This is a genomic window from Thiocystis violacea (assembly GCF_016583575.1).
GTDB lineage: Bacteria > Pseudomonadota > Gammaproteobacteria > Chromatiales > Chromatiaceae > Thiocystis > Thiocystis violacea.
The window spans coordinates 12820-30666 of record NZ_NRRG01000056.1; the positions used below are offsets into that span (position 1 = coordinate 12820).

15 protein-coding genes are annotated in these 17847 nt (G+C 65.6%); 11 read left to right on the top strand and 4 right to left on the bottom strand.

Translation table 11 applies throughout. The features are described 5' to 3' along the window. Nucleotides 1-143 precede the first annotated feature (143 nt). From CKO27_RS19845 to CKO27_RS19855, 3 genes are all read left to right on the top strand, one after another. Entirely contained in the window at nt 144-1475 is a 1332-nt protein-coding gene (locus tag CKO27_RS19845) for a polysaccharide deacetylase family protein (protein WP_200376656.1), read from the top strand. Between the two features lie 9 nt (nt 1476-1484). Next, nucleotides 1485-2951 (top strand): glycosyl hydrolase family 57, encoded by a 1467-nt coding sequence (locus tag CKO27_RS19850; RefSeq protein WP_200376657.1) that lies wholly within the window; start codon nt 1485-1487, stop codon nt 2949-2951. 188 nt (nt 2952-3139) lie between these two features. Continuing rightward, nucleotides 3140-4180 (top strand): DUF2333 family protein, encoded by a 1041-nt coding sequence (locus CKO27_RS19855; RefSeq protein WP_420825850.1) that lies wholly within the window; start codon nt 3140-3142, stop codon nt 4178-4180. 98 nt (nt 4181-4278) lie between these two features. On the opposite strand, the gene cysC is transcribed toward CKO27_RS19855, so the two are convergent. After that, nucleotides 4279-4947 carry an adenylyl-sulfate kinase gene (gene cysC, locus CKO27_RS19860; RefSeq protein WP_200376659.1) on the bottom strand — a complete coding sequence of 223 codons (669 nt, stop codon included), beginning with the start codon at nt 4945-4947 and terminating at the stop codon, nt 4279-4281. Nucleotides 4948-5072: 125 nt separating this feature from the next. Between cysC and CKO27_RS19865 the strand changes: the two genes are divergently transcribed. The 3 genes from CKO27_RS19865 to CKO27_RS19875 are packed head-to-tail and all read left to right on the top strand — an operon-like array spanning nt 5073 to nt 9378. Then, nucleotides 5073-5798: an ABC transporter ATP-binding protein gene (locus CKO27_RS19865; protein ID WP_200376660.1), complete on the top strand. Its 726-nt coding sequence runs from the start codon at nt 5073-5075 to the stop codon at nt 5796-5798. Beyond that, complete coding sequence (locus tag CKO27_RS19870; RefSeq protein ID WP_200376661.1) at nt 5795-8158, top strand: FtsX-like permease family protein; 2364 nt, start codon at nt 5795-5797, stop codon at nt 8156-8158. Before CKO27_RS19865 ends, CKO27_RS19870 begins: the two co-directional genes overlap by 4 nt. Continuing rightward, entirely contained in the window at nt 8155-9378 is a 1224-nt protein-coding gene (locus tag CKO27_RS19875) for an efflux RND transporter periplasmic adaptor subunit (protein ID WP_200376662.1), read from the top strand. Before CKO27_RS19870 ends, CKO27_RS19875 begins: the two co-directional genes overlap by 4 nt. Nucleotides 9379-9389: 11 nt before the next feature. Here CKO27_RS19875 and CKO27_RS19880 read toward each other — a convergent pair whose 3' ends face one another. Together CKO27_RS19880 and purB are read right to left on the bottom strand one after the other, a co-directional pair. Next, on the bottom strand, nt 9390-10595 hold the full coding sequence (locus CKO27_RS19880; protein ID WP_200376663.1) for an FHA domain-containing protein: 1206 nt from the start codon (nt 10593-10595) through the stop codon (nt 9390-9392). 257 nt (nt 10596-10852) lie between these two features. Then, complete coding sequence (purB, locus tag CKO27_RS19885) at nt 10853-12226, bottom strand: adenylosuccinate lyase (protein ID WP_200376664.1); 1374 nt, start codon at nt 12224-12226, stop codon at nt 10853-10855. A gap of 226 nt (nt 12227-12452) precedes the next feature. Between purB and CKO27_RS19890 the strand changes: the two genes are divergently transcribed. The 5 genes from CKO27_RS19890 (at nt 12453) to CKO27_RS19910 (ending at nt 17323) form a co-directional block, all read left to right on the top strand. Then, complete coding sequence (locus tag CKO27_RS19890) at nt 12453-13388, top strand: LysR substrate-binding domain-containing protein (RefSeq protein ID WP_200376665.1); 936 nt, start codon at nt 12453-12455, stop codon at nt 13386-13388. 425 nt (nt 13389-13813) lie between these two features. Beyond that, on the top strand, nt 13814-13990 hold the full coding sequence (locus tag CKO27_RS19895) for a hypothetical protein (protein WP_200376666.1): 177 nt from the start codon (nt 13814-13816) through the stop codon (nt 13988-13990). Between the two features lie 113 nt (nt 13991-14103). Beyond that, entirely contained in the window at nt 14104-15387 is a 1284-nt protein-coding gene (locus tag CKO27_RS19900) for an efflux RND transporter periplasmic adaptor subunit (RefSeq protein WP_200376667.1), read from the top strand. Further along, nucleotides 15384-16118, top strand: a complete 735-nt coding sequence (locus CKO27_RS19905) for an ABC transporter ATP-binding protein (protein WP_338116135.1) — start codon at nt 15384-15386, stop codon at nt 16116-16118. The genes CKO27_RS19900 and CKO27_RS19905 overlap by 4 nt, the downstream gene beginning before the upstream one ends. Then, nucleotides 16118-17323, top strand: coding sequence for an ABC transporter permease (locus CKO27_RS19910; protein WP_200376668.1), 1206 nt, complete (start codon nt 16118-16120; stop codon nt 17321-17323). Before CKO27_RS19905 ends, CKO27_RS19910 begins: the two co-directional genes overlap by 1 nt. A 24-nt stretch (nt 17324-17347) precedes the next feature. On the opposite strand, the gene CKO27_RS19915 is transcribed toward CKO27_RS19910, so the two are convergent. Beyond that, on the bottom strand, nt 17348-17847 hold a 500-nt coding region (locus CKO27_RS19915; RefSeq protein WP_476718509.1), incomplete at its 5' end, for a Cif family virulence factor.

Genomic DNA, 17847 nt, shown 5'->3' on the forward strand with positions numbered 1-17847 from the left:
GCCTTGAACCCCGCGCGGCCTGGTTCCGCGAACCTCTCCCAGACCAAAGGGGCACGTTTCGGTGATGTCACGCGGTTGTGGTGAATCTCCAGGCGTCGCTTTGGTATCCTTCCCGCATCCGAAGCCGTTACCGGGATGTCCTCATGTCTATCGCTTACCACGCGCTTGTGTTGAATCTTCATCAGCCTCGGGGGAATCTCCAGGAGCTCCTGGAGCACCAAACCTGGGAAGCCAAGGAGATCCTGTTCGCGCTCGACCGCATTCCGCGCAGCCTCTGGGGACACGAGGATCTCGCCAGGGTCCATCTGTCGCTGTCCGGAACCCTGCTGGAAACCCTCTCCGATCCGACCTTTCAGCAACAGGTCTACGGTACCGTGGACTGCGGCTCCCTGCTCTGGCATTTCCAGAACCAAAAGCTCTTCGAGGTGGTCGGAACCGGTTACTTCCATCCGGTCCTGCCGCTGATCCCGGAGGCCGACCGCCGGGAGCATCTGAGTCGCTGGCTCGGGATCGCCCATCATTTGCTGTGGCGTCCACGTTTCCAGGGCTTCTGGCCGCCCGAGATGGGATTCTCGATGGAGCTGATCCCCTTGCTGCGCGCCTTCGGTTACCGTTATGTCTTCGTCGACAGCGAGCATGTCGAGCCGCTGACCGAGATGAGCTGGCAGGAACTGCGTTATCGGCCCCATATCGCTCGCCATGGAGACGACGAGATCGTGGTCGTGGTGCGCGACCGCGAGCTGTCCGATGCCCAGGAGTCCGGCATGGACGTGGACTGGTTCTTGAACGAGGTGGCCGAGCGCACCAAATGGTGCGATTTCCCGCCGCTGGTGACGACCGGAACGGACGGGGAGAACGGGGGCTGGTTCCGCAACGTGACCGAGGGCGCGAACTACTGGAGCGCCTTCTATCTCCCGCTGCTTAAGCGCGTGGCGTCCGGCGAGGCGGCCATCGCCCCGACCTTCGTCAGCGATTATCTCGATGAGCACGGGGCCCATGGCGAGGTGCGGGTGCGCACCGGGGCCTGGAATACCGGCTGGCACCATGGCCGCGATTTCACCCAATGGCTGGGATCGGAGCGCCAGCGCCAGACGGTCGGCGATTGCGCCCGCGTCAGTCGCGCGGTCCACGAGGCCCGCTGGTTCGCCGGGGAGCGCGGTCTCACGGAGGGTCCGCACGCCGAGGCCATCGCCGAGGCCCTCGATCAGCTGCTGCTGGCCGAGACCAGTTGCAATATTTACTGGGGCGAGGCTTGGGTTCCTCGGGCCGAGGCCGGGCTCGAAGCCGCTGTCCAGGCCCTCGGCCGCGCCGGCATCACCCTTCCCGAGGAGGCGGCGATCCTCGATTCACCCACGGGCGAGCGGACGGTCCAGACGCCAACGGCTTCGTCCGAGGATCCGCCAACCGACCTGGCGTCGCCGCCGGTCGCCTCGGATCCGCTCGTTGTTACCCAAACCACGGAAACCCTTTCCTAGGAGCTGAATGTGAACCCATTGCCAGAATACATCGGAGAGATCCCCAATCTTTCCGGAAGCGAGGAGGATGTCGCGCGGGTCGTCGCGAAGGGCCGCGAGAAGAGTCTCTTCGCCAAGCCTGGCGGGATCGACTTCGGCTCGATCCGCAGCGCCACGGCCATCGCCCTGCACCAGCACCAGCCATTGATCCCGGCCGGCGGCGGGGATCTGCGCACCGCCGCGCTCATCAGCAATCTCCAGTACATGATGGAGAATCAGCATATCGGGGATAACTACAACGCCCCCGCCTTCGTCTGGTGCTACAAGCGGATTGGCGAATTCGTCCCCCAGCTCATGGGCGAGGGCAAGTCGCCGCGCTGCATGCTGGAGTATTCCGGCACCCTGCTGCACGGTCTGCGCAAGATGGGCGAACACCATGTGATCGACGCCCTCAAGACCGTCACCTGCAACCCGGATTACAGCCCGGCGATCGAGTGGCTCGGGATGCCCTGGGGTCACGCGGTGGCGCCGTCCACGCCGGTGCAGGACTTCCGGCTGCATGTGCGTGCCTTCCAGCAGCACTTCGCGGCCATCTTCGGCTGGGAGGCGCTGGAGCGGGTGCGTGGCTTTTCGCCCTCCGAGATGGCGTTGCCGAACCACCCGGATGTCGCCTACGAATTCGTCAAGACCCTGGTCGACTGCGGTTTTCAATGGGTTCTGGTTCAGGAACACACGGTGCAGCAGATCTCGGACGGTCGTCATCCGGCGCGTCCGCATATCCCGCATCGTCTGATCTGCACCAATTCCAAGGGCGAGACGGCGAGCATCATCGCCATCGTCAAGACCCAGGGGTCCGACACCAAGCTGGTCGCCCAGATGCAGCCCTGGTACGAGGCCCAGGGTCTCGATCGGGTCGAGCTGGCCGGGAAATCCATCCCGCCGCTGGTGACCCAGATCGCGGACGGTGAGAACGGTGGGGTCATGATGAACGAGTTCCCATCCAAGTTCATGGAGGTCGTGTCGCTGTCGAGCCATTCCGCGAGCCCGATGATGAATGTCAGCGAGTATCTGGAACATCTGTTCGCCAGCGGGGTCGAACCGGGCGATCTGCCGGAGGTCCAGCCGCTGTTCCACGACCGCATCTGGTCACGGATTCGCCCTGGCGATGGTCCGGAGAAGCTGGCCGAGGCGATCGAGGAGATCAAGCGGGAGGATGGTCGCTTCCACATGGAAGGTGGAAGTTGGACCAGTGATCTTTCCTGGGTCAAGGGTTACGACAACGTGCTGGGGCCGATGGAGGAGGCCAGCGCCAGCTTCAACGAACATGTGCTGCGGCCGGGCCTCCCGACCGACAATCCCGCCTACCGCAACGCGCTCTTCCATCTGATGTCATCCCAGACCAGTTGCTACCGCTATTGGGGACAGGGTCTCTGGACCGATTATGGTCGCGAGATCTGTCGCCGCACGGTCGAGATCATCGAACGCGATTGCAAGTGACGCCTCTGGCTGGCCTGCCCGCCGCCGCGAGCGGAGACGCTGGGGCTTGGTGGGCCAGTCGACGGGATGTCGATTTCCGCGTGTTGTTTACGATGAGATCGACCCCGATATTTGGTTTCAATGATTCGAGTCAATAGAACTATTTGGAGAATGCCATGGATGTAAAAGCATCCTTGAAGCCAGTGGAAATGACTAAAAAAGTCGCCAAGATCGCGACGCTCTACGACCCGCGCGTCTGGAAGGAGAAAGGGCTTTGGTGGACCATGGGGCTGTTCATCGTCACTTACGTGGTGGTGGTCCTGGTCCTGGGTGTGATCTGGTCCCGATCGCCCCCGATGTTCGATGTGCGCGACAACGCGCTGACCATGGTCGGCGGCGAGGAGAACCGACTGGTGACGGGCGCCTACACCACCGCCGCCGCGATCAAGATCGGTGAGACCCTACTCGATAAGCCGGGCGGTTACCTGAGCAATGACGTGACGCCTCCTGGGGTCTATCTGGATAACATCCCGAACTGGGAATTTGGCGCGCTGACCGAACTGCGCGACCTGTCCAACTCACTGCGCAACGAGCTGAGCCGCGCCCAGTCGCAGTCGCTCGAGGACAAGGATCTCCAGATCGCCCAGCCGCAGTTCAACTACAACTCGGATTCCTGGATTCTGCCATCCACGGAATCGGAGTATGGCAAGGGCATCGATGCGCTCCAGCGCTACCTGAAGCGACTGAGTGATCCCGCCAGCCGCGACGCACAATTCTTCGCCCGGGCCGATAACCTGGTTTCCTACTTGCAGGTCGTCGAGAAGCGTTTGGGCAATATGTCACAGCGCCTGTCCTACGCCGTCGGACAGGAAGACCTGAACACCGATTTGGCTGGAGATCCCAGCGCCCGCCAATCCACGCCAGTCCCTCAGGAGGCGAGTACCAAGACGCCGTGGGGGCAGATCGATGATGTCTTTTTCGAGGCGCGCGGTTACACCTGGGCGCTCATGCATACTTTGAAGGCCATGGAGTTGGACTTCGAGAGCGTGCTGAAGAACAAGAATGCCCAGGTATCCCTGAAGCAGATCGTGCGGAAACTGCAGGCGACCCAGAACCCGATGTGGAGCCCGCTGATCCTCAATGGGACCGGCTTTGGCCCCATGTCCAACCATTCACTGGTGATGGCGTCCTACATCTCGCGGGCCAACGCGGCGATCCTCGACTTGCGCCGGTTGCTGCAAGAGGGATGATCGCGCGCCCGCGCTAGGGTGACCAATGAAACGGCGAGGACCGACGGCTGTCGCGCTCCTCGCCGTTTTCGTTCGGGGCGCAAGGCGCGCCACGGACGTCAGGAGGCCGAGGATCCAGCGATGATGCCTCGGGTCTCTAGATAAAGCATCACCTCGTCGGCCAGGACATGCGGGGGCTTTTCGCCCGCGAGCAGGGTCAGTTCCGGCGAGTCCGGTGCCTCGTAGGGGTCGTCGATGCCGGTGAAGCCCTTGAGTTCGCCAGCGCGCGCCTTCTTATACAGACCCTTGGGATCGCGCTGCTCGCAGATCTCGATGGGGGTATCGACGAAGACCTCGATGAACTCGCCGTCCTCCATGGTGCGGCGCACCAGATCCCGGTCGCGACGATAGGGGCTGATGAAGGCCGTGAGCGCGATGATTCCGGCCTGCGAAAAGAGTTGGGCGACCGCGCCGATGCGTCGGATGTTCTCTTCACGGTCGATCGCCGAGAAGCCGAGGCCGAAGCGCTGGGCGAACGCCTCGCCATGCCTGTCCTTGAGCATCCCAGGTCCGGCATTGAGCGCGTGGCGCACATTGTCCCCATCGAGCACGGAACTGTGTATGCGTTGTTGATGCAGGCGATGATCGAGCGTGTTGGCGATCGTACTCTTGCCCGAGCCGCTGAGACCCGTGAACCAGATGACGCACCCCTTGTGGCCTTTCATTTCCTCTCTGTGTCCGCGTGATACCTGATGTTCATGCCAGGTGACATTGGTGTCGTTCGTCATCGTTTACCTCGATCTCTTCCAGTGAAAGCCAGTGAATCGTCTGGCGGTGCTAACAGGCGGTGCCGACAGCCTCGGAGATTCCATGGACGCGATCCATCCCGACTGAATAGCCCTGCCCTGGATTCATGAATCGACACGGCGATCCATCGGACCCGGTCTTTCAGGTGCGTGACCTGACGAAGATCTACGTCATGGGCGAGGTGAGCGTCGAGGCCCTGCGGGGCGTGGATCTCGATCTCTATCCAGGCGAGCTGGTCGTGTTGCTGGGTCCGTCCGGCAGCGGCAAGTCTACACTGCTCAACATCCTCGGGGGCTTGGACTCGCCCACCAGCGGGCGGGTGATCAGCGCCGGCCGCGATCTGACCCAGGTCGGAGAGCGCGCGCTCACCGAGTTCCGTCGCCAGATCGTTGGGTTCGTCTTCCAGTTCTACAACCTCATCCCAAGCCTGACCGCGCGCGAGAACGTCGCCATCGTGACCGAAATCGCCGAGGATCCCATGTCGCCCGAGGAGGCCCTGGGACTGGTTGGATTGAGCCAACGGCTGGATCATTTCCCGGCCCAGCTCTCGGGCGGCGAGCAGCAGCGGGTCGCCATCGCCAGGGCGGTCGCGAAACGCCCGCGCGTGCTGCTGTGCGACGAGCCGACCGGGGCGCTCGACTCGGCGACGGGGGTGATCGTCCTGGAGGTCCTGGAGCGCGTGAACCGCGAGTTGGGCACCACCACGGCGGTCATCACGCATAACGCCGCCATCGCCGCCATGGCCGATCGGGTGATCCGGATGAGCGACGGGCGCATCCAATCGGTGAGCGACAATCCCGTCCGCCTCGCCCCGAGCGAGATCCACTGGTGAGCGTGCTGGTGCGCAAGCTCCGGCGCGAGACCTGGCGCATGCGCGGTCAGGTTCTCGCGATCGCGGTGGTGATCGCCGGCGGGGTCGCCACGCTGGTCATGTCCCTGGCGACGCTCGATTCACTGACCCTGACCCGCGCGGCCTTCTATCGCGACTACCGTTTCGCCGATGTCTTCGCCTCGCTGAAACGCGCGCCCGAGGGTCTGCGCGAGGCCGTGGAGGCGATTCCGGGTGTCCAGCGGGCCGAGACGCGGGTGGTGGCGGCGGTCAATCTGGACATCCCAGGCTTCACGGATCCGGCCTCGGGTCTGCTGGTTGCGCTCCCCGAGGGCGCCAATGCCGGGCTCAACCGGCTTTATCTGCGCGAGGGGCGGTTGCCCGAGCCCGGTCGCGACCAGGAGACGGTGGTGAGCCAGGCATTCGCCGACGCGCACGCCTTCCGCCCCGGCGATCGTCTGGGCGCCATCATCAATGGACGTCTCCAGCGTCTGGAGATCGTCGGGATCGCCCTGTCGCCCGAATTCATCTATCAGATCAAGCCGGGCGACCTCTTCCCCGACTTCGCCCGTTACGGCGTGCTCTGGATGAATCGCGAGCCCCTGGCCAACGGCTATGGGATGGATGGCGCCTTCAACGACCTGGTGCTGACCCTGACCCGCGACGCCCGCGTCCGGGACGTGATCGAGCGGCTGGATCTCCTGCTCGAACCCCACGGCGGCCTGGGTGCGATCGAACGCCGGGATCAGCTCTCGGATCGCTATCTCGGCGCGGAACTGGAGCAGTTGGCGGGCATGGCCAAGTTCATTCCCGCGACCTTCCTGGGCGTGGCCGCGTTCCTGCTGAACATGGTGCTCTCGCGGCTGATCGGCGCCCAGCGCGACCAGATCGCCATTCTCAAGGCGTTCGGCTACGGATCCTGGGCCGTGGGCTGGCACTACGTGCAGTGGGTGCTGGTGATCATCCTGCTCGGACTCATCCTCGGACTGGCGGCCGGACTCTGGTTCGGTCTGCTGATGGCGGAACTCTATCGCGGGTTCTTTCATTTTCCCTATCTCACCTTCAGCCCGCGCCCCCAGGTGATCAGTCTGGCCGTGCTGGCGACCCTCGGCGCGGGGCTCGCCGGAACCCTGTCGGCGGTGCGGCGCGCGGTGCGTCTCCCGCCGGCCGAGGCCATGCGTCCCGAGCCGCCGCCGAACTACCGCGCCACGCTCGTGGAGCGGCTTGGGCTTCAGCGGTTCCTGGATCAGCCGACCCGGATGGTGCTGCGCAACATCGAACGCCGGCCGCTCAAGGCCCTGCTGTCGGTTCTCGGCATCGCCATGGCCTGCGGCATCCTCATGGTCGGGCGGTTTCAGGAAGGGGCGCTGGATTATCTGATCCAGGTGCAGTACGGACTGGCTCAGCGCGACGATCTGACCCTGACCTTCGTCGAGCCGACCTCACGCCGCGCCATCCTGGAACTGGCGGCTCACCCCGGCGTCGATTGGGCGGAGCCGGTGCGGCAGGTCGCCGTGCGTCTGATTCGGGGTCAGGCGAGCTATCGAACCGCCATCCAGGGTCTGGAGTCCGAGAGCCGCTTGCGGCGAATTCTCGACGACCGGCTTCAGGTCCGACCGCTCCCGCCCGAGGGACTGGTCCTGAGCGATCATCTGGCGGCGGTGCTTGGGGCCGGTCCGGGCGATTCGCTGCGGGTCGAGGTGCTGGAGGGACGGCGCGAGCGCCTTGAAATCCCCGTCGTCGGCATCGTGCGCGAGTTCACCGGCGTCGCCGCCTATATGGATCTGGCGGCCCTGAACCGGGCGCTCGGGGAGGGTGACAGCGTGACCGGCGCCCTGCTGGCGCTCGTCCCCGGCGCGCGTGACGCCGTCGTGGCCGAGCTGAAACGGGCGCCCAGGGTCGCGGGCGTGACGGATCGGATGACGGCGATTCAGAGCTTCACCGATTCCATGACCGAGATCGTCCTGAGCTTCGCCTTCATCAGCACCCTGCTGGCCGGCAGCATCGCCTTCGGGGTGGTGTACAACAACGCCCGCATCCTCCTGACCGAGCGCGATCGCGAGCTGGCGACGCTGCGCGTCCTGGGATTCAGTCTCGCCGAGATCACCTATATTCTGGTGGCTGAGCTGGCCCTGCTGACCGCCGCCGCGATCCCGCCGGGGTTCTTGATCGGCCTCGGCCTGATCGCCGCGATCGTCGGGGGGCTGGACTCCGAACTCTACCGTATCCCCATGATCATCGAGCCCAATGTCCTGGCCTTCTCGGCGACCGTGATCCTCGTCTCGGCGCTTCTGTCCGGGCTGCTGGTCGCGCGCCGTCTGCGCCATCTGGATCTGGTGGCGGTCCTGAAGACACGCGAATGAATCGACGCCGTCCACCCATCCTTCGTCATGCCGGCTCGATCCTGATCGTCCTGGCCGCGCTCGCGCTCATCCTCTGGGGATTTCGCCCTGTCCCGCGACTGGTGGACGTGGAGCCCGTGACGCGCGGACACCTGGCCGTGACCCTGGAGGCGGAGGCGCGCACGCGCGTCATCGATCGCTATCGGATCTCGGCGCCGATCGCCGGTCGGGTCGGGCGTCTGAACCTGGAGGTCGGCGATCCGGTCGCGGCCGGCGAGGTGGTGGCGGTCATGGAGGCCGCAGCGTCCCCGGCCCTGGACAGGCGCCATCGGCAACAGGCGCGGGCGCGGATCGCGGCCGCCGAAGCCGAACTGGCGGCGGCCCGCGCGGCGGTCGAGGCCGCCGAGGCGAACGAGGCCCTGGCCCGAGCCGAATTGGCCCGGATGGAGCCTCTGGCCGGGCGGGGCATGGTCTCGCTCACCCAGCTCGATCAGGCCAGGGCCGAGGCCCGGGGGCGTGCCGCCGAACTGGTCTCGGCGCGTTTCGGCGTCGACCGCGCCGAGCACGACCTGACGGCGGCCCAGGCCGATCTGGCTTACACGGGTGAACTGGAACCGGGCGAGCAGGGCCGGCTGGCGCTGCGCGCGCCCGTGGCCGGACGTATCCTCAAGCGCGAATTCGAGAGCGCCCGGGTCGTCCAGGCCGGCGATCCGATCCTGGAGATCGGCGATCCCGAGCGTCTGGAGATCGAGGCCGATGTCCTCTCGGCGGATGCCGTGCGGCTCGCCCCCGGCATGCCGGTCTGGCTGGAGCGTTGGGGCGATCCCGAGCCGCTGGAGGCGCGGGTCGAGCGCGTCGAGCCGGTCGCCTTCACCAAGATCTCGGCACTCGGGGTCGAGGAGCAGCGGGTTTGGGTCATCGCCAGTCTGGTCTCCCCACGCGCGGCCTGGCGGCGCCTGGGCGACGCCTACCGACTCAACGCCCGCTTCGTGCTCTGGGAGGCCGAGGACGTGCTACAGGTACCGAGCAGCGGTCTCTTCCGCTGGGGCGAGGCTTGGGCGCTGTTCCTCGTCGACGACGGACGGGCGCGGTCGCGGGAGGTCGAGGTCGGGCGTCGGGGCGCGCTGCGCACCGAGCTGAGGCGTGGTCTGGAGCCAGGTGACCAGGTGATCGTCCACCCGGATCGCGAGGTAATCGATGGGGCGCGGGTGAAGGTCCGAGGCACGTCACCGGATGGTTAGATGATTTTCTGTTAATCCTGTCTATTCTTCCCGAGCATCAGACGCATGCGGTTGTCGTCGATGGCGATCAGATCGCCATCCTTCAGCCGCCGGACCTTGACTCGCTCCTGATTGACATAGACCCCATTGGTGCTGCCGAGATCCTCGACCGAGATTCCCTGACGATTGTTCGTCAGGCGGGCGTGAAAGCGACTGACCCGCAGGCTGCGAATGCAGATGTCGTTCTCGGCGGATCGACCGATGCGGATCTCATCCTTGTCGAGCGGGAACTCGAGGTCGCGATCGAATTCCAGTATCAGCCGCGAGACCTGGTTTTCCTCGGCCCGAGCCCCGGCCGCCTCGTCGCGGCGACGGCTGCTCGGAGGCTCCCACCGAAGGGCGTTGAAGGTCGTCTGGACCAACTCGGGGGTGATGCGGTGAATCTGTCCCAAACAGGCATTGAAGAGCACGAAATCGCACAGTGTGTTGATCAGACGCATGCTCCCGCCCGTGAGCATGTGGATCCGGGTCATCGCCCGTTCGGAGAAGGGTTGCTGTCGCGTCTGTCCGACCGCGTGGAGCTGATACTGGATGTAGGCGCTCGCGTCCGCGGGATCCAGCGTGTTGAGATAGGTCTGAAACCGGAGGCGGTCGGCGAGCCGCTTGAATTCGGGGTGGGCCAATGTCTTTTCGAAACCGTCCTGGCCGATCAGCACGATGAAGAAGCGCCGCGCCGTTCCATCCTCGCTATCGGATGCCGGACCCAGGATCTCGGGCAGCAGCTTGAGAATGGGAGCCTTGAGATTCTGCGCCTCGTCGATCACCAGGATGACGCGCTCGCCCGCGTCCATGCGCTCATTCATGAACTCGTCGAAGGCCTCGATCAGCAATCGCCGGTCGAGCCCGTCTGGCCGCAGGCCGAAGCCATGCAGAAGAACCTGAAGGAAATCCTTCTCGGCGAGCAGGGTGCGATTGATCCTGGCGACGCAGGCGTGATCCAGGCGTCGGTCGATGGCCTGGTTGACCAGGGTCGTCTTGCCCGAGCCGGGCGCGCCGTTGACGACCAGCAGGCCGTCATCCCAGTCGTCCAGGGCCTCCTCGATCCGGTTCAGGGCCGCGTCCATGGCCTCGGTGAGGAAGAGTTCCGCGACGTCCGTCGTATTGCGAAAGGGCGGCGCGCCGAAGCCAAAGAACTCCAGGTAATTGAGCTTCCCGATCGAGGCGATACGCGATTGCATCGATAGCTCTGTGTTGGCCGAAGCGGATCCCATGTTTCAATCCACGCCCGGCCAAGCCGGGCGATACGGCACGGAAGAGGTTACGCCTTCCGTGCGGCATTATCCCCCTGAAGGGGGAGGTTTAATCTGGAGATTTCGATGAATCGTGCGCGGAATCATAACAGCATCATGGGTATGGCAGAGGGTCGCGGTGGCGAAATCACGACCGATGGCGCGGGTTTACGCCTAAAGCAGGGAGCCCGGCCATCGCCTGGGGTTCAGATCTCGCGCGCGAGCCGCGCGGCCTCGCCGATATAGCGCGCGGGTGTCAGCGCCCGCAACTCGGCCTTGGCGCTCGCGGGAATCTCCAGTCCATCGACGAACCGGGCGAGCGCCTCCGGACCGATCCGCCGCCCGCGCGTCAGTTCCTTCAGCTTCTCGTAAGGCTGCTCGACCCCATGACGGCGCATCACCGTCTGGATCGGCTCGGCCAGCACCTCCCAGTTGGCGTCCAGGTCCGCGGCCAGGCGCTCGGGATCGGCCTCCAGCTTGCCCAATCCCTTCTGGATCGACTGGAAGGCGATGCTCGCGTGCGCGAGGCCGACGCCCAGATTGCGCAGCACGGTGGAGTCGGTCAGATCCCGCTGCCAGCGCGAGATCGGCAGCTTGCCCGCCAGATGCTCCAGGATGGCGTTGGCGATCCCCAGATTGCCCTCGCCGTTCTCGAAATCGATCGGGTTGACCTTGTGCGGCATGGTCGAGGAGCCGACCTCGCCCGCGACCGTGCGCTGCTTGAAGTAACCGAGCGAGATGTAGCCCCAGAGGTCGCGGCAGAAGTCGATCAGGATGTTGTCGAACCGCGCGATGGCGTCGAACAGCTCGGCCAGATAATCGTGCGGCTCGATCTGGGTGGTGTAGGGGTTCCAGGTCAGGCCCAGCGCCTCGACGAAGGCTTGCGCGAAGGCCGGCCAGTCGACCTCCGGGTAGGCCGAGCGATGCGCGTTGTAGTTGCCGACCGCGCCATTGATCTTGCCCAGCAGGGCGACCTCCGCGACCCGCGCCCGTTGCGCGCGCAGGCGGTGGACGACATTGGCCATCTCCTTGCCGAGGGTGGTCGGCGTCGCCGGCTGGCCGTGGGTGCGCGAGAGCATGGGTTGATCGGCATGGCGGTGCGCCAGGGCGCGGATCGTCTCGATCAAGCCGTCCATCTGGGGCAGCAGCACCCGGTCGCGACCCGACATCATCATCAGACCATGCGAGAGGTTGTTGATGTCCTCCGATGTGCAGGCGAAATGAAAGAACTCGCTCACGGCCGACAACTCCGGATTCTCCGCGACGCGCTCCTTCAGAAAGTACTCGACTGCCTTGACGTCATGATTGGTGGTGCGCTCGATCTCCTTGACACGCTCGGCGTCGGCGAGTCCGAAGTCCCTCGCGATCGCGTCGAGCGCGCCGTTCGCCGCCGGCGAGAAGGGCGGCACCTCCGCGATCGCCGGATGGCGCGACAGCGCCTGGAGCCAGCGCACCTCGACCAGGACGCGGTGATGGATGAGACCGAACTCGCTGAAAATGGCCCGCAGATCCGAGGTTCTGGCGCCGTAGCGGCCGTCCACCGGAGAGATCGCGGTGAGGGTGGAAAGCGGCATCGACATGGTTGGCTCCGGTAGGCAGGAAAATGGCCCGCTAGGTTACCGCGAAAGTCGCGAGCGCGCGCCGTCACGCCCTGGATTGGGTGCGACCAAAAGTGACGGGCGCCGGCCATCATCGGTTGGGGTGAAGGACAGGGCGGGGTGGGACATCAGGCTGGTAGGCAGGAAGCTGAATCCCTGGTATTGATCGGGGACGACACGTCGAATCCATCCTGGAAGCGCCATCGATATGACCCTGACCGAACTGCGTTACGTCGTCGCCGTCGCCGAGGAGCGTCATTTCGGACACGCGGCCGAGAGCTGTCATGTCAGTCAGCCGACCCTGAGCCTCGGGGTGAAGAAATTCGAGGATGAACTCGGCGTCGTCCTGTTCGAGCGCGGACGTCACGAGGTGCTGGTCACGCCAGCGGGGCGGCGGATCGTCGAGCAGGCGCGCCGCGTGCTCGCGGAGGCGCGGGTTCTCAAGCGTCTGGCCAGCGAGGGGACCGATCCCTTGCGCGGAACCCTGCGTCTGGGGGCCATCTACACCATCGGACCCTATCTGCTGCCGGGGCTCTTGCCGGTGATGAAGGAGCGGGCGCCCCATCTGACCCTGATCGTCGAGGAGAACCTGACGGCCGTTCTGACCGAGCGACTGAAGTCCGGCGCCCTGGATGTCGCCGTGCTCTCGCTTCCCTATGACGAGCCGGGCATTCGCACCGAGCCGCTCTACGACGAGCCCTTCGTCGTGCTCATGCCCGCGTCGCACCCGCTCGCGAGCCAAGAGAGTATTTCCATCCGGCAGCTTGAGCACGAAACCGTCCTGCTGTTGGGCAAGGGGCACTGTTTCCGCGACCAGATCCTGGATTTCTGTCCTCCCTGCGGCAAGCCGGCCGATGACGACGATCTTCAGCACGCCCTGGCGGGTGGCTCGCTGGAGACCATTCGCTATATGGTGGCGAGCGGCGCGGGCGTGACGATCCTGCCGGGCACGGCCGCCTGCGCCGACCGTTTCCCCCAGCGCCTGCTGGTCATTCGCCGTTTCGCGGGCGAGCCGCCCAGCCGTCGGGTCGCGCTCGCCTGGCGCGGCGGCTTCACCCGCGCGGCGGCGGTCACGGTGTTGCGCGAGGCGATCCTGGCCTCGGGTCTGACCGGCGTGCGGAGGCTGGCTTCGAGTGCCGACTGAGAGGTCTTGAGCCTCTGAGTGTACGGGATGGGCATCGCTCTCGCTCTGCCCATCCTACGAGGATGTTTTCACAAGCTCCGAGCCGTTCCGTCGATCGCGATCATTTTGGTTCCACAATGAGACTGGGGTTGACGGCCGGGCGACTCCTGTTGCATAAAACACATCCCGGCGGCGCGGCATCGTTGTGAATAAGCGACATTCTCGCGGAACTTTGCCGTCTTCTCGCCATCGGACATCTTTGGTGGCGAAGCCATCCAAAGTGTCCGGTACCCCTGGCGTAACGCCTTTTATCCCACCCGATGCAGATTCCCGGCTCGCCGCTTCCCTCGTCTGCTCCGATCACCTCGGAGCCGTCCTGGGGAAAGGTATCGCGGGTCGTTCCCCTGGTTCCCAGTGGCGATCCGCCCCCCCTGATCGAGCGCCCGGTGACGCAGGTCGGCAAGGGCGAGGTGATTCCGTTCGATCCGTCCCGTCGTGCTCCGGTGAGGATGGCGATGCACGACGGCTACGCGCGGCAAGCGCTGGCGGCTTACGAGGAGGTCGCGCGCCTGGAGCGGCGCGATGGCCTCAACGCCCTCGCGGGGATCGACGACTACGCCTGAGTGGCCTCTGGTCTTGCTGGATGCGTATTCCTTGCGCGATTCCAGGATAGGCTTTCGGCATTCAGCGGGGACAGTGGTCTCCGTCCAATCTCTTTCAATGGAGTATCGACAGGATGAGCCAGGCGGCTGGATATCCGAACCCATCGGTCGCCGAGAAGATCGGCCTGGCGCCAGGCCGCAAGCGCCGCCGCCGCTGGCCCTGGTGGCTGGCTCTAGTGACGATCGGCTTGATCCTGGGCGGGTTTCTGTGGCGAGAGGAAGGGCAGGGGGAACGGATCGACTTCAAGACCGCCGAGATCCGTCGGGGCGATCTGAGGGTCGAGGTGACCGCGACCGGTCGCTTGCAGCCGGTGACCCAGGTGGATGTGGGCACCGAGGTTTCGGGCACCATCCAGACCGTGGAGGCGGACTTCAACGACCGGGTCGCTCGGGGGCAGGTGTTGGCGCGGCTGGATCCCGATCAGTCCCTGGCCAAGGAGCGTCAATCCGCGGCGGCCCTGGCCCTGGCTCGGGCTCAGGTCGACGAGGCCCAGGCGACCGCGGACGAGACGGCCAGCAAGCGCCGCCGCACGCGCGATCTGATCACCAAGCGCCTGGTCTCCCCGGAGGATCTGGACACCGCCGAGGCGGCGGCCGATCGGGCGACGGCGCTGCTGGCGGTGGCGCGCGCCAAGGTCGATCAGGCCCAGGCGCAGCTCGACGCCGATCGGCGCACGCTCGACAAGACGGTCATCCGCTCGCCGATCGACGGCATCGTCCTCATGCGTGATGTCGAGCCGGGGCAGACCGTCGCCGCCTCGCTCCAGACCCCGGTGCTCTTCACCCTGGCCGAGAATCTGACCCAGATGGAACTCAAGGTGGACGTGGACGAGGCGGACGTGGGGCAGGTGATCGAGGGGCAACGGGCGGTCTTCACCGTCGATGCCTATCCGCGTCGGACCTTTCCGGCAACCATTACCCAGGTCCGTTTCGCCCCCGAGACGATCAATGGTGTCGTCACCTTCGGGGCCCTGCTCGCGGTCGACAACGCCGATCTGTCCCTGCGTCCGGGGATGACCGCGACCGCCGACATCCTGGTGCGCGAGGAGACCGACCTGCTCCTGGCGCCGAATGCCGCGCTCAGGTTCAGTCCGCCGAAACCCCAGGCCGAGAAGTCCAAGGCGAATCTGCTCGGGATGCTGCTGCCACGCTTTCCCGGTGGCTCCCGATCCCGGCCCGCCGCAGGCGCGGCCAATGCCAAGGGCGCGCGGGTGTGGATCCTGCGCGACGGCGAGCCGGTCGCGGTCGAGGTGGAAACCGGACTCACGGATGGCGCCATGACGCAGATCCTCGGCGACGCGCCGGCGCCGGGCACCCAGGTTCTGGTGGATCTCAAACGCTCCGGACCGCGCTCGTGAAGGAATCCGATCCGCCCATCCCGACCGCCGAGCGCCCGCCATTGATCGAGTTTCGCCAGGTGAGCCGGATTTATGGCCGGGGGCTGGCGGAGGTGCGCGCCCTGGATCGGGTGGACCTGCTCATCCAGGCCGGCGAGTTCGTGGCCGTGATGGGTCCGAGCGGGTCCGGAAAGTCGACCGCCATGAACATCCTTGGCTGTCTGGATACCCCGAATGCCGGTTCCTACCGGTTTCGCGGGGTGCCGGTCGAGTCGCTCGATCGCGATCAGCGCGCCCGGCTGCGGCGCCACTATCTCGGTTTCGTCTTCCAGGGCTTCAACCTGCTCAACCGGACCTCGGCCCTGGAGAACGTCGAGCTGCCGCTCATCTATCGCCATATCCCCAGGGCGGAGCGCCATCAACGGGCGCGCCAGGCGCTTGCCATGGTTGGTCTGACGGGCTGGGAGCACCATACGCCGGGCGAGCTGTCGGGCGGCCAGCAGCAACGGGTCGCCATCGCGCGGGCCATGGTGACCCAGCCCAGTCTGCTGCTGGCTGACGAGCCCACGGGCAATCTGGATACCGCCAGGAGTCACGAGATCATGGATCTGCTGACCGGTCTCAACCGCGACCAGGGAATCACTGTCCTCATGGTCACCCACGAGGCGGACATGGCCGATTATGCCCACCGCGTCATCCATTTCCTCGACGGTCGGGTGGCCGACACCCGGCCCGAGACAGAGGCGGCCTGATGCTTTGGAACGCCTTCCTGCTCGCGCTGCGCGAAATCCGACGCAACCTGCTGCGCTCCTTCCTGACCATTCTCGGCATCGTGATCGGGGTCGCCGCCGTCATCGTCATGGTGACGCTCGGGGGTGGCGCGACCCGGCAGGTCGCCAGCCAGATCGAGAGCCTCGGGAGCAACCTGCTGATGATTCGGGTTGGCCAGCACATGGGACCGGGCGTGGGATCGAGCGCGCCATCCTTCTCGGTGGCCGATGCCCTGGCCATTCAGCGCGAGGTGCCGTCCGCGCGCGCGGTCGCGCCCGCGGCCAGCGAGTCCATCACGGTCATCGCCGGCAACAAGAGCTGGTCGACCCAGGTGAGCGGGACCGACAACGCCTTCTTCGATGTCCGCAATTGGACGCTCGAGTCCGGGCGGATCTTCACCGAGAGCGAATTGCATGGCGGGCGCTCGGTCTGTCTGATTGGCGAGACCGTGCGCAAGGAGCTGTTCGGCGCGCTGGATCCGCTCGGCGAGAGGATCCGCCTCAAGACCATGTCCTGTCAGGTCGTCGGTCTGCTGCGGAGCAAGGGGCAGAGCAGCATGGGCTCGGATCAGGACGATCTGGTGGTGATCCCCTTGCGGGCCTTTCAGCGGCGCATCGCCGGCAATCAGGACGTGCGACTGATCCAGGTCTCGGTCCGTGACGGCGAGTCGACCGAGCGCGCCAAGCAGGATCTGGAGCGTCTGATGCGCGAGCGTCGCCGCATTCAGGATTCCGAGCAGGACAATTTCAGCGTGCGCGACATGCGCGAGATCGCCAGCATGCTGACCGGAACCACCCAGATCCTCACGACCCTGCTGACGGCGGTGGCGGCGGTGAGTCTGCTGGTCGGTGGCATCGGCATCATGAACATCATGCTGGTCTCGGTGACCGAGCGCACGCGCGAGATCGGCATCCGGCTGGCCATCGGAGCGCTGGAGCGCGAGGTGCTGCTGCAATTCCTGGTCGAGGCGGTGGTCCTGTCCTCGCTCGGCGGGATCCTCGGCATCCTGCTCGCCATCGGCGCGTCCATCGGGCTGGCGTCGCTGTTGCAGGTTCCCTTTGTCTTCAATGGCGGAATCGTCGTCATCGCCTTCCTCTTCTCGGCGGCGGTCGGGGTCATCTTCGGTTACTTCCCCGCCCGCCGCGCGGCGCGTCTCGATCCCATCGAGGCGTTGCGGCGGGAATGATTCGCCCTCGGTCTTGCTCCAGGCTCAGTAACGGACCCGCAGGATGAGCAGTTCGGATCCCTTGCGATCGAACAGGATCTCGATCACGCCGGCCTTGGTGGCCAGCAAGGCGCGCTCGTCCAGATAGCTGACCTTGAAGATGGCCATCGCGGCGCAGCGATCGCTGTCGGCGACTGGCTGGACCTGAAGCCGATCGAAGGTGATGCGGCGCGCCGAGGTCTGGCGGAACCAGTCGGCATAGGTCTGACGGATCGCGAACCAGGTCGCCAGCTCGTTCTCCTTGGCCAGCGGGCTGTAAAGCGCCATGAACGGATCCAGCGCGCCGCTCTGGTAGGCGCGCTGAAAGCGTTGCAGCACCTCGGGGACGCCCTGGCAGACCTCCGTGGTCGACAGGATCCCCGGTGCGATCGGGGGCGGAACCGGCGCGGCGCTCAGACGCAGGGGTGGCTCGGGTGGTATCGGCGGTTCGGGCGGGTTGGGTGGCTCGGCGGGCGGAATGCTCGGTCGAGGCATGAATGGCGCGC